The following is a 12,171-nucleotide window of genomic DNA, read 5'->3' as shown; positions in this document are numbered from 1 at the left end:
TGTCACCAGCTTATCAGACTCTTTCGGGCCCGATTCCCGCCGGCGGGGATTTCCTGCTTTTGCGTTTCTGCCTTTCGGCTTTCGCGCTCCCCGACTTTATCAGATGCTTTCCGTCGGATTTACCGCACCGCTGTGAGCACGCACGTCTCCGTGGCGTTCTCGTCGCGGGGGTTGACCCAACGTACTGGAGGCGCCCGGTCGGAGCAAATCGAGGGTGGCGTGCGGTGGCGTGGTGTGCCGGGCCTCAAGGGGGTGGCAGACTTGAGTGGTCTGGACCACTTGCTTGGAGGCTTCCTCATGACGACTGTCTCGTCGCCCCTGACCGGGCGCGTCATCGGTCTGGCCGCGGTGCCCGACCCCGTGTTCTCCGGTGCCATGGTGGGGCCCGGCACGGCGATCGACCCCGTGCGCGAGCCGTCGGTGGCCGTGTCCCCGGTGGACGGTGTGGTCGTGTCCCTGCACGCGCACGCGTTCGTCGTGGTGGACGCGGACGGGCACGGGGTGCTGACCCATCTCGGCATCGACACGGTGCAGCTGAACGGCGAGGGCTTCGAGGTGCTCGTCAACAAGGGCGACACCGTGGTGCGCGGCCAGGAGATGGTGCGCTGGGACCCCGCGGCGGTCGAGGCCGCCGGCAAGTCCCCGGTGTGCCCGGTGGTGGCGCTTGAGGCGGCGGCCGAGGCGCTGACCGGTCTCGTCGAGGACGGAGAGGTGACCGCCGGGGCCACGCTCTTCTCTTGGACGTAGCCTTTTCGGCAAGGCCACTCCCGACGCATAAACACAGGCAACGCGGTCGCGAGCGTCCGCGACGACCGGAGACGGGTGAGATGGAGACAACGCTGCGAGGCGTCGGTGTCAGCCACGGCGTGGCGATCGGCGAGGTACGGCACATGGGGACCGCGGTCCTCGAGCCTCCGGCCAAGCAGATTCCGGCTGACGAGGCCCCGCGGGAGCAGGCCCGGGCACGTCAGGCGGTCGAGGCGGTGGCCAACGACCTGATCGCGCGCGGCAACCTGGCCGGCGGCGAGGCGCAGGCGGTGCTGGAGGCCCAGGCGCTGATGGCGCAGGACCCCGAGCTGATGGCCGACGTGGAGCGCCGTATCGCGGTGGGCAGCTCGGCGGAGCGCGCGGTGTACGACGCGTTCGCCTCCTACCGTGCGCTGCTCGCCAACGCGGGCGAGTACCTGGCGGGGCGCGTCGCGGACCTCGACGACGTCCGCAACCGGATCGTGGCGCGGCTGCTCGGGGTGCCGATGCCCGGTGTCCCGGACAGCGACGAGCCGTACGTGCTGATCGCGCGGGACCTGGCGCCGGCCGACACCGCGTTGCTGGACCCGTCGCTGGTGCTCGGCTTCGTGACCGAGGAGGGCGGGCCGACCAGCCACAGCGCGATCCTCGCGCGTGCGCTGGGGGTGCCGGCCGTGGTGGCGCTGCCGGGTGCCACGGAGCTGGCCGAGGGCACGGTCATCGCCGTGGACGGCAGCACCGGCGACATCTACGTCGACCCGGACAAGGACCGGCGGGCCGAGCTGGCGAAGGCCGCGGAGGAACGCAGGGCGGCGCTCGCCGCGACCTCGGGGCCGGGTGCCACGTCGGACGGGCACAAGGTGCCTCTGCTGGCGAACGTCGGCGGTCCCGCGGACGTCGAGGCGGCCGTGAAGGCCGGCGCGGAGGGCGTGGGTCTGTTCCGCACGGAGTTCCTCTTCCTGGACGACTCCCGCAGCGCGCCGTCGGAGGAGAAGCAGGTCGAGGCGTACCGGCAGGTGCTGGAGGCCTTCCCCGAGGGCCGGGTCGTGGTCCGGGTGCTGGACGCGGGTGCCGACAAGCCGCTGGAGTTCCTGACGCCCGCGGACGAGCCGAACCCGGCGCTGGGCGTGCGGGGCCTGCGGACGCTGCTCGCCCACCCCGATGTGCTGCACACGCAGCTGCGGGCGCTCGCCAGGGCCGCCGAGGGCCTGCCGGTGTACCTCGAGGTCATGGCACCGATGGTGGCGGACCGCATCGACGCCAAGGCGTTCGCGGACGCGTGCCGGGAGGCCGGGCTGCACGCGAAGTTCGGCGCGATGGTGGAGATCCCGTCGGCTGCCCTGCGGGCACGGTCGATCCTGCAGGAGGTCGAGTTCCTCTCGCTGGGGACGAACGACCTGGCGCAGTACACCTTCGCGGCGGACCGGCAGGTCGGTTCGGTCTCGCGGCTGCAGGATCCGTGGCAGCCGGCGCTGCTGGACCTGGTGTCCGCGGCGGCCGAGGCCGCGCGGGCCGAGGGCAAGAGCTGCGGTGTGTGCGGTGAGGCGGCCTCCGATCCGCTGCTGGCGTGCGTGCTGACGGGTCTGGGCGTGACGAGCCTGTCGATGGGCGCGGCGTCGATCCCCTACGTGCGGGCGACGCTGGCGAAGTACACCCTGGCGCAGTGCGAGCGGGCGGCGGCGGCCGCCCGGGCGACCGACACGGCCGACGAGGCGCGGCGCGCGGCGCAGGCGGTGCTGTCCGGGGAGTGATCGCTTCCCGTCCTCCCGAGGGGCGTCCCACCGGTGGTGGGGCGCCCCTCGGCGTTCGCGGGCTCCGCCGTGCTCAGTCGTCCTCCGGCGGCGGGAGGACGAATCCCGGGCGGTGGACGACACCGGGCTCGGGGGGCACGGGGTCTCCGGACTCGGCGTCGGTGCAGTAGGCGTTGAAGACCTGTGCCTCGCTGAGGGGTTGGAGCCAGCCGTCGCGCAGCGTCCAGCCGCGGACTTCGTCCGGGCGGTCGGGTGGGGGCTGGCCGGTGCCCGCGCCGCTGCGCAGGACGAGACCGCCGGGGCTGTCCTCGGCGAGCCCGGCGGCGATGACGGTGCAGCAGACCAGTGCCTCGGCCTCGACGAGGTGGACCATGCCCTGCTCGTCGCAGCGGGCGTGCAGGGCGGCGAGCAGTGTGGTGCCCTCGGCGGGCACGCTGCACACGAGGTGGTGGTGGCCGGGCCCCGCGGCTTCGAGGAGGCGCATCAGGGCCTGGGAGGCGCGGTCGAAGGAGGTGCGGGCGAGGTCGTCGCCGCAGCCGGCGCAGTCCCCGGCGCGGGCCAGGATGCCGGAGGCCCGTTCCCAGGTGGCCTGGCGGCCCGCCTCGTACTCGAGCTCGGTGACGAGGTGTTCCAGGGGCTGGCCCGCGTAGGGGACGGTGGGGCCGGCCGTGGTGACGTCGGCGGCGTACCGCGTGCGGGAGCGTGAGCTGTCGGGGTCGTGGCCGGTGTCGGCGCAGTACTCGGCGTACTCGGCCGGGTCGAAGGGCCCGACGCGGACGTGGATGCCACGGGAGGCGAGCGACCGCAGCAGGCCCTCGATCTGCCGCAGGTAGCTCGCGTGGTCGTCGAAGGTGAAACTGCGGTAGCCGCGCATGGCGGCGAAGTCGGCGGGGTCGGTGAGGACGGCGACGGTGGTCGGTGACTCGCGGCGCAGCGTGCGGCGGCCGGTCCTCGCGGTGCGGCGGGCGGGGCGGCTGCTCTGCTTACGGTGCTTGGTATGTGCCATGACGGCTCCCCCTCGGTACGGCGGTCAACTGTCACTCACCGTAATCGCCGCCACTGACAGTGACCGTCCCGCCGGGGACGGTGTGGGTCTTCGCGGCCGCCGGCCCAAGGCGTTCGGCGGCGTCCAGCCGGTCCAGGCGGCGGCGCACGAGGGTGCGCTGGCCGACGGAGACGGCGGCGAGGCCGGCGCCGAGGCCGAGCCAGCCGAGCGGGCCCGCGGCCATGACGGCGGAGGTGAGCAGGACCGGGCCCGCCGAGCGCTGGGCCGACTGTGCGAGTCCGTGGACGCCGAGGTACGCACCCTGGGACCGGCCGGGAGCGAGGGCGAGGGACAACTCCCAGGAGATCGCGGCGTGGACGATCTCCGCTGCGGTGAAGGCCGTGGCGGCGACGACGAGGGCGACGACCGCGGTCCCCGTCGAGTCCACGGCCGAGACGGCCATGGCGCCGCCCGCGACGAGGAAGGCGACGCCGAGCAGCGGCAGCGAGGCGGCGGCCCTGCGGGGCTCGTCCCCGAGGCGGCTGAGGCGGACCTGGAAGAGCACGACGAGGACGTTGTTGAGCACGAAGAGCAGGGCGACGAGGCTGTGCGGGGCGACGGTCGCGGTGGCGATCCACAGGGGCAGGCCGATGTTGAGCGCCGTGTCGTCGAGGAACAGCAGGGTCTCGGTGGCGGTGTAGGCGAGGTATCCGCGGTCGCGCCATGGGCTGGTGGCCGGGGTCTTCGTCCGGGGCGGTTCCCCGCCGGCGGCGGCGGGCGCGCCGGCCACCACGCGCACGGGGGACGGCGGTTCTGCGCAGCGCAGGACGAGCAGGGCGGCGCCGACGAAGGAGAGGGCGTCCCCGATGAGCATGGTGCGGTAGGCGGTGTCGGTGCCGATGGCCAGGGCGACGGCGGCGGCGAGACCGCCGATGCCGAAGCCGATGTTGACCACGGTGCGCTGGAGGGCCTGGTAGCGGACGCGGTCCGGGCCGGCGACGCGTGCGGCGTACAGCTTGGTGAGGACCGAGGCGGCGCGGTCGCCGAGGCTGCCGAGCGCGGCGATGGGCAGCAGGAGCCAGAGGGTGCCGGTGAGCAGGATGCCGAGGGCGGCCGCGGCACGCAGGGCGTGGACGGCCGGGAGCAGCCGGGTGAGCGGCACGCGGTCCGCGACCCGGCCCGCGACGGGCGTGCCCGCCATGCCGACGGCACCGGCGACGCCGAGCAGGAGGCCGATCTCGTGCGGGGCGAGTCCGGCGACGTAGGTGTAGTAGAGAGCCGAAGTGCCGTACCAGAGACCGGATCCGGCCTTGTCGGTGAGGCTCACCCAGAGCATGCGGCGGCCGTCGCGGCCGCCCGGTACGAGGTCCTCGATGTCGCTGCGGCTGCGAGGGAATCGCATGCACTGCCCCCTTGACCCGAAATTTGTATTGATACATACTTGTGAATGTGGCAGCACAATATGCGATCAGCGGTACGAACGCCAAGGGCATTGCCGCGTCCGTCGAACGGGGCGTGGCCGACGGGGCGTTGTCCCCCGGGGCGGCGCTCCCGCCGGTACGGACGCTGGCCGATCGCCTGGGAGTCAGTCCCGGCACGGTGGCGACCGCCTACAAGGAGCTCCGGCAGCGCGGGATCGTCGTCACGCGCGGACGCGGCGGCACCGTCGTCGCACAGGCGCCGGCCGTGGCGTCCAGGAGGCCGCCGAAGGTGCCCGCCGGACTGCGGGACCTGGCGGGCGGCCACCCGGACCCGGCGTTCCTGCCGGAACTGCCGCCGTCGGTGCAGGTGACGCCCGGGGCGCGCTCGCACCGGTCGGCTCCGCGCCTTCCCGAGCTGGAGGAGCTGACCCGCGCGTGGTTCGACCGCGACGGCGTGCCGGCGGACGACGTGACGTTCGCGCACAGCGCGCTCGACTGCCTCGGGCGGCTGCTCTCCGTCGAACTGCGGCCCGGCGACGCGGTGGCGATGGAGGATCCGGGCTACCACCATCTGCTCGACCTGGTGCCCGCGCTGGGACTGCGCATGCTGCCGGTCGCGGTCGACGACGAGGGCATGCGGCCCGAGGCGCTGCGCGACGCGCTGCGGGCCGGGGCGCGGGCGGTGGTGTGCAGTCCGCGCTCCCAGAACCCGTACGGCGGGTGCTTCTCGCCGGAGCGGCGGGACGCGCTGCTCGGCGTGGTGCGGGAGGCGCCCGACGTCCTCGTGGTCGAGAACGACCACGCCGCGGAGATCGCGGGCGTGCCGCTGCACAGCCTGACCTCGGGGGGGCTGCCGCGCTGGGCGCAGGTGCGCACGGTCACCAAGTACCTGGGCACGGACCTGCGGTGGGCGGCCCTCGCCTGCGACCCGACGACGCTGGCGCGGCACGACGGACGGCTGCTGCTGACCTCGGGGTGGATCAGCCATGTGCTGCAGGGGATGGCCGCGCGGCTGATGACGGACGCGGCGGCGCGGCTGCTGGTGGAGGCCGCCCGGGACGCGTACGCGGAGCGGCGGGAGGCACTCGTCGGCGAGCTGGGGCGGCTCGGGATCGCGGCGCACGGGGCGAGCGGGCTGAATGTGTGGGTGCCGGTGCGCGACGAGGCGGCGGTGGTGAACGGGCTGCGGTCGCGCGGGTGGTGGGTGGCCGCGGGGGCGAGGTTCCGGCTGGCGGCCGGGCCCGGCGTGCGCATCACGACCGCGGAGCTGCGGCCCGCGGACGCGCGGGCTCTGGCCGCCGACTTCGCCGGCGTGCTCGGGGAGTTCGGCGCGACGTACGGGGGGTGAGGGGGGGCCGGGGCCGCCTCACCCCCGCGGGCGCTCAGCTGCGGGTGCGGGCCAGGTCCGCGTAGAACGTGAGCAGCCCCAGGTCGTCGACGGAGCCCGGGTTGACGGCCTTGTCCAGCGGCGTGCCCTGCAGCAGCTTCTTCACCGGGACCTCGATGCGCTTGCCGGTGAGGGTGTGCGGGATGCCGGGGACCGGGATGATCTCGTCGGGGACGTGGCGGGGGGAGAGCTGCTCGCGGATGGTGCGCTTGACCTTGTCGCGGAGGGCGTCGTCGAGCACGGCGCCCTCGGCGAGCTGGACGAACAGCGGCATCCAGTAACCGCCGTCGGGCTGCTCGACGCCGATGACGAGCGACTCGCGGATCTCCGGGAGCCGTTCGACGGCCTCGTAGATGTCCGCGGATCCCATGCGGACGCCCTGGCGGTTGAGGGTGGAGTCGGAACGGCCGTGGATGACCACCGTGCCGCGCGAGGTCAGGGTGATCCAGTCGCCGTGCCGCCAGACGCCCGGGAACATCTCGAAGTAACTGTCGTGGTAGCGGCTGCCGTCGGGGTCGTTCCAGAAGTGGATGGGCATCGACGGCATGGGGTTGGTGACGACCAGCTCGCCGACCTCGTCGGTGACCGGCTTGCCGTACGGGTCCCAGGCCTGCAGGTCGGTGCCGAGGCAGGGGGCCTGCAGCTCACCGATGTACACCGGCAGGGTCGGGACGCCGCCCGCGAAGCAGCTGCACACGTCGGTGCCGCCGCTGACGGAGGCGATCCACAGGTCCTCCTTGACCTCGTCGTGGAGCCAGCGGAATCCGTCCGGCGGGAGCGGGGAGCCGGTGGTGGCCACGCACGTGACGGCCGACAGGTCGTGGTCGCGGCCGGGGTGGACGCCGGCCTTGCGGCAGGCGATGACGTACGCGGCGGAGGTGCCGAAGACGGTGGTGCCGGTGCGCTCGGCCACGCCCCACTGGGCGCCGGTGTCGGGAAAGCCGGGGCTGCCGTCGTACAGGACGATCGTGGAGCCCGCGAGCAGGCCGCCGACGAGGAAGTTCCACATCATCCAGCCGGTGGAGGTGTACCAGAAGAACCGGTCCCGCGGCCCGAGGTCGAGGTGCAGGCCGGTCTGCTTGAGGTGCTCCAGCAGGATGCCGCCCTGGGACTGGACGATGGCCTTGGGCAGGCCGGTGGTGCCGGAGGAGTAGAGCACCCACAGCGGGTGGTCGAAGGGGACCTGCTCGTACGCCGGCTCGGGGTCGCCGGAGACCAGGGACTCCCACTCCAGGGCGCCCTCCGGGGTGGGCGTGCCCAGCAGCGGGATGTGCACGACGGCGCGCAGCGAGGGCAGCTCGGCGCGCAGCTCGGCGACGACGCCGGTGCGGTCGTGCTCCTTGCCGCCGTAGCGGTAGCCGTCGACGGTGAACAGGACGACGGGCTCGACCTGCTGGAAGCGGTCCAGCACGCTGCGGGCGCCGAAGTCCGGGGCGCAGGAGGTCCACACACCGCCGACGGCGGCGGTGGCGAGCAGGGCGACGACGGCCTGGGGGACGTTGGGCAGGTAGCCGCTGACCCGGTCGCCGGGGCGGACGCCGAGGGCGCGCAGCTCGTGGGCGAGGGAGGCGACCTGGCGGCGCAGCTCGGCCCAGCTGGTGGAGCCGATCTCGTGCCGCTCGTCGAGGTGGAGCAGGGCGGGCTCACCGGCCCGGGCGGCGTCGCCGGTGGGACGCAGGGCGTGTTCGGCGTAGTTGAGCGTGGCCCCGGGGAACCACTTCGCGCCGGGCATGGCGGCGTCGGCGAGGACGGTCTCGTACGGGGAGGAGAAGCGCACGTCGAACCACTCGACGACGGACCGCCAGAAGGTCCCGGGCTCGCGCACCGACCAGGCATGCAGCGCGTGGTAGCCGGCGACGGGGTCCGCGGCGTCCGGGGCGGGCGCGCCGTGGTGCTCGGCGGCCCAGGCCTGGAAGCGCGTCACCTGGGCACCGGAGACTCGGTCCGGGCCGGGCTGCCACAGCGGCTGCTCGGTCGCCGGGTCGGCGGTGGGCTCAGGTGTGGTGCTCATGGGGCGGCTCCCGGACGGTACGCGACGCTGCGTGATGTGCGGCTGGACCCCGGCCGGGCGGAATGTCCCCGGTCGCGGCTGGGCAGGACGATGCCACGTGATCGTCTCCGGCGCCAGGGCACCCCCCACACATTCGGGGGTGGAAGCATGTGCCGGGCCGCCAGGTGGAAGGTGGCCGGCCGGCGGCGGGGCGGGCGGGAACGGTGAAAGGGTGGGCCTTATGGATGCTCGGGACCTGGTGCGACAGGTACGGCAGGTCGGATCGGCGAACGGGCTGAGGGCGGTGCGCGCGGCGTGGCGCCGGCAACGCACCGACGCGCGGGACCTCCCGCGGCGGGGGCCGGAGCGGGCGCGGGTGCCGGGGTCCGCCGAGGGCGCGGATCCGCTGCCGGGCGGAGGGGTGGTCCGCTTCGCCCGGTCGACCCTGCGGGTGCGGGTCGCGGCGGGCGGCGCGGTGTTCTGCGGCTGGGACGGTGCCGAGCCGGAGCCGTCGTACGCGCTGGACGGCGGCTGCCCCGACGCCGACACCCGGGCGGTCATCGAGCCCGACAAGGACGGCTGGCGGGTGGTGTCGGAGCGCATCACGGTGCTGGTCTCCCGGCACGGGGCGGTGGAGTTCCGCACGCCGGGAGGTCTGCTGCTGCGTCGTGACCTGCCGCCGCGCTGGTGGGACCCGGTGAACGCGGCGGAGGGCACGGAACCGCGCTGGGTGCAGCGCTCGGAGACGCCGGCGGACGCGGACGTGTTCGGGCTCGGCGGGCGGGCTTCGGGGCCGCGGCTGGGCGAGGGCGCGTACCGGCTGTGGAACACCGACCCCGGCGGCGCCTTCGAGCCGGAGACCGATCCGCTGTACATCACCATGCCGCTGCAGCTGGTCGTCGCGGACGCGGGCAGCCACCTGGTCTTCCACGACAACACCTGGGACGGCCGGGTGACCCTGCGTGACGGCGAGGAGGGCGCGGGATCGGGCCACGACCGCCCCGGCGGCTGCGAGACGCGGATGGACGGCGGCCCGCTGCGCTACTGGGTGATCCCCGGCACTCCCGCGCGGATCCTGGCCTCCTGGACCGCGCTGACCGGCCGGCCCGCGCTGCCGCCGCGCTGGGCGCTGGGGTACCAGCACGCGCGGTGGGGCTTCGGCACGGCGGCGGAGGTACGGCGGGTCGCGGCGGGTTACCGCGACCGCGAACTGCCGCTGTCCGCGCTGCACCTGGACATCGACCACTACGACGGCCACCGGGTCTTCACCGTCGACCGCGAGCACTTCCCCGACCTGCCCGCGCTCGCCGAGGAGTTGCGCGGGCACGGGGTGCGCCTGGTGTCGATCGTGGACCCCGCGGTCAAGCTGGAGCCGGGCAACCCGGTCCACGACAGCGGGGCGGCGGGCGACGCCTTCGTGCGCGACGCGCAGGGGCGTCCGGTGCGCGGCGTGGTGTGGCCGGGCGACGCCGTCTTCCCCGACTTCACCGACCCGCGGGTGCGCAAGTGGTGGGGCGGGCTCTACGCGGAGCGGCTCGCCCAGGGCTTCGCCGGGGTGTGGCACGACATGAACGAACCGGTGTCCTTCGCCGCGTTCGGCGACACCACCCTCCCCCGCTCCGCCCGGCACGCCCTGGAGGGCCGCGGCGGCGACCACCGCGAGGCGCACAACGTGTACGGGCTGACCATGGCGCGCGCCGGACACGAGGGGCTGCGTGAACTGCGCCCCGGCTCCCGGCCGTTCCTGTTCTCGCGCTCCGGCTGGGCGGGCATGCAGCGGTACGGCGGCACGTGGTCGGGCGACGTGTCGACGGGGTGGCCCGGGCTGCGTTCCTCGTTGTCGCTGGTGCTGGGGCTCGGCCTGTGCGGGGTGCCGTACTCGGGTCCGGACGTGGGCGGGTTCACCGGGAGCCCGTCGCCGGAGCTGTACCTGCGCTGGTTCCAGATGGCCGCGTACTTCCCGTTCTTCCGCACGCACTCGGCGATCCACGCCGGTCACCGCGAGCCGTGGGGCTTCGGGCCGCAGGTGCTGGAGGCGGCCGGGGCGGCCATGCGCGGGCGGGAGCGGCTGATGCCGTACCTGTACACGCTGGCGCACACCGCGCGGCGTTCGGGCGCACCCTATGTGCGGCCGGTGTGGTGGGGCGATCCGGAGGACCGCAAGCTGCGTGCCTGCGGGGACGCCTTCCTGCTGGGGGACGCGCTGCTGGTGGCGCCGGTGCTGGAGCAGGGGGCGACGGAACGGGCGGTGCGGCTGCCGCGGGGCCTGTGGTACGACACCGCGACCGGGGAGGCGTACCAGGGGCCCGGGCAGGTGCTGTTGCCCGCGCCGCCGGAGCGCATCCCGCTGCTGGCCAGGGCCGGTGCCGTGGTGCCGGTGGCGGAGGAGGACGGCACCGTGACGCTGGAGGTGTGGACGCCCGCGCCCGGGCGCACCGGGGGCGGCATGCTGATCACCGACGCCGGGGACGGATGGGCCGACCCGCGGGTGGAGCGCTTCGGCTCGCGGGTGGCGGACGGCGGGGTCGTCGTGGAGCGTGAGGAGCACGACGAGGTGGGGTACCGGGTGCGGGTGCGCGGCACGGCGGTGCAGTAGCCGCCGTTCGGTGGCGGCGGTTCAGTAGCGGCCGTCGAACCAGTTGCGCACCGCCTCGGTGTGCAACGGGAAGGCCAGTTCCGCGGGGGCGAGGAGGAGTTCCCGGCCGTCGGTCTCGTCGGTGACGACGGCGGGCGGGAGGTCCTCGGCGGCACGCTCGGGCAGGAGGCCGAAGACCAGCAGGTGCCCGGTGTCGCCGCTGAGGGCGTCGGCGAGCCGTACCTCGCCCGCGGCCGCCTTGATGCCGGTCTCCTCGTCGAGTTCGCGGACGACGGCCTCCTGCCACGTCTCGCCGAGGTCCACGAAGCCGCCGGGAAGGGCGAGCAGTCCGCGCCGCGGCTCGATCGCCCGGCGCACGAGGAGCAGACCGGTGCCCTCGGCGGTGCGCACGGGCACCAGGGCGACGGCGACCGGGAGCGGATTGCGGTACGTGATGCCGCCGCAGGCCGCGCAGGTGCGCGGCCAGCCCGCGCCGGGGGCGAACTCCGTACCGCAGTAGGAGCAGTGGCTGTCCTTCTGACGAGTGGTCACGCGCGGACTGTAGCGGACCGCGTCCGGGGGACCGGACGGTTCCGTACGGCTGCCCGGGCACGGGTGTCGTGTGCGGAGCCCTGTCCGTGGTGGCGGGTGAGAGGGCACACTGACGTCCGTGACACCCGAATCCCTCGGAAAAGGCGCCAATCTGCCGGTTCCCGTGCCCGCCGTGCGGGCCGTGCTCGACTGGACCGCGGGTCCCGGCGTGCCCGACGTCGACGCATCGGCGCTGCTGCTGAACGGCGACGGGCGCGTGCGCTCGGACGCCGACTTCGTGTTCTACAACCAGCCCGCGCACGCCTCCGGCGCCGTGCGGCACGCCGGTAAGCAGGCGGGTCCCGGACCGGCCTCGGACGCGCTCGACGTGGACCTGGCCCGCGTGGAGCCGGCGGTCGAGCGGATCGTGCTGTGCGCCTCCGCGGACGGCGGGACCTTCGGACAGGTCCCGGGGCTGCGGCTGCGGCTGCTCGACGCCCGCAACGGGGCCGAGATCGCGCGGTTCGACATGCTGGCGACGACCGAGACGGCCTTCCTCGGCGGCGAGCTGTACCGGCGCGGCGGGGTGTGGAAGTTCCGGGCCGTCGGGCAGGGCTACGCCTCGGGGCTGGCCGGGCTTGCCACGGACTTCGGCATCTCCGTGGACACGCCGCAGACGCCCGAGGCGCCGGTCGCACCGGCCGCCGCGCCGCCACCGCCGCAGTACCTGTCTCTTTAACAACTCCCCAACCCCACCGGTCTCCCCTAACATTCGAATGCACCC

General features: G+C 74.3%; 8 protein-coding genes and 1 pseudogene. 5 read left to right on the top strand and 4 right to left on the bottom strand.

The annotated features are described in order from the left end of the window. The first annotated feature begins 297 nt into the window (after window positions 1-297). Window positions 298-747: a PTS sugar transporter subunit IIA gene (locus PV341_RS38785; protein WP_499510571.1), complete on the top strand. Its 450-nt coding sequence runs from the start codon at window positions 298-300 to the stop codon at window positions 745-747. Between the two features lie 80 nt (window positions 748-827). Beyond that, on the top strand, window positions 828-2,498 hold the full coding sequence (gene ptsP / locus PV341_RS38780) for a phosphoenolpyruvate--protein phosphotransferase (RefSeq protein ID WP_500332173.1): 1,671 nt from the start codon (window positions 828-830) through the stop codon (window positions 2,496-2,498). A gap of 73 nt (window positions 2,499-2,571) precedes the next feature. Here ptsP and PV341_RS38775 read toward each other — a convergent pair whose 3' ends face one another. Together PV341_RS38775 and PV341_RS38770 are read right to left on the bottom strand one after the other, a co-directional pair. After that, on the bottom strand, window positions 2,572-3,504 hold the full coding sequence (locus tag PV341_RS38775) for a DUF8829 domain-containing protein (RefSeq protein WP_500332174.1): 933 nt from the start codon (window positions 3,502-3,504) through the stop codon (window positions 2,572-2,574). 31 nt (window positions 3,505-3,535) lie between these two features. Further along, the gene (locus PV341_RS38770; RefSeq protein WP_500332175.1) at window positions 3,536-4,885 is read right to left on the bottom strand and encodes an MFS transporter; all 1,350 of its coding nucleotides are present in this window, start codon (window positions 4,883-4,885) and stop codon (window positions 3,536-3,538) included. Window positions 4,886-4,932: 47 nt separating this feature from the next. On the opposite strand from PV341_RS38770, the gene PV341_RS38765 reads away from it, so the two are divergent. Beyond that, the gene (locus PV341_RS38765; protein WP_500332176.1) at window positions 4,933-6,252 is read left to right on the top strand and encodes an aminotransferase class I/II-fold pyridoxal phosphate-dependent enzyme; all 1,320 of its coding nucleotides are present in this window, start codon (window positions 4,933-4,935) and stop codon (window positions 6,250-6,252) included. A 34-nt stretch (window positions 6,253-6,286) separates the two neighbouring features. Here the strand turns inward: PV341_RS38765 and PV341_RS38760 are convergent, their stop codons facing one another. Then, on the bottom strand, window positions 6,287-8,302 hold the full coding sequence (locus PV341_RS38760; protein WP_500360264.1) for an acetoacetate--CoA ligase: 2,016 nt from the start codon (window positions 8,300-8,302) through the stop codon (window positions 6,287-6,289). A 220-nt stretch (window positions 8,303-8,522) separates the two neighbouring features. Between PV341_RS38760 and PV341_RS38755 the strand changes: the two genes are divergently transcribed. Next, window positions 8,523-10,877 carry a glycoside hydrolase family 31 protein gene (locus PV341_RS38755; protein WP_500360263.1) on the top strand — a complete coding sequence of 785 codons (2,355 nt, stop codon included), beginning with the start codon at window positions 8,523-8,525 and terminating at the stop codon, window positions 10,875-10,877. Window positions 10,878-10,898: 21 nt separating this feature from the next. Here PV341_RS38755 and PV341_RS38750 read toward each other — a convergent pair whose 3' ends face one another. Further along, window positions 10,899-11,408, bottom strand: a complete 510-nt coding sequence (locus PV341_RS38750; protein WP_500332179.1) for an NUDIX domain-containing protein — start codon at window positions 11,406-11,408, stop codon at window positions 10,899-10,901. A 118-nt stretch (window positions 11,409-11,526) separates the two neighbouring features. Between PV341_RS38750 and PV341_RS38745 the strand changes: the two are divergent. Further along, window positions 11,527-12,108, top strand: a pseudogene (locus PV341_RS38745) (TerD family protein); the annotation flags it as partial. Window positions 12,109-12,171 lie beyond the last annotated feature (63 nt).

It is taken from the genome of Streptomyces sp. PA03-1a (assembly GCF_033792805.1).
Classification (GTDB): Bacteria; Actinomycetota; Actinomycetes; order Streptomycetales; family Streptomycetaceae; genus Actinacidiphila.
Note: the sequence above shows the minus strand (reverse complement) of the source record. Positions and strands in the feature narration are given on the sequence as shown.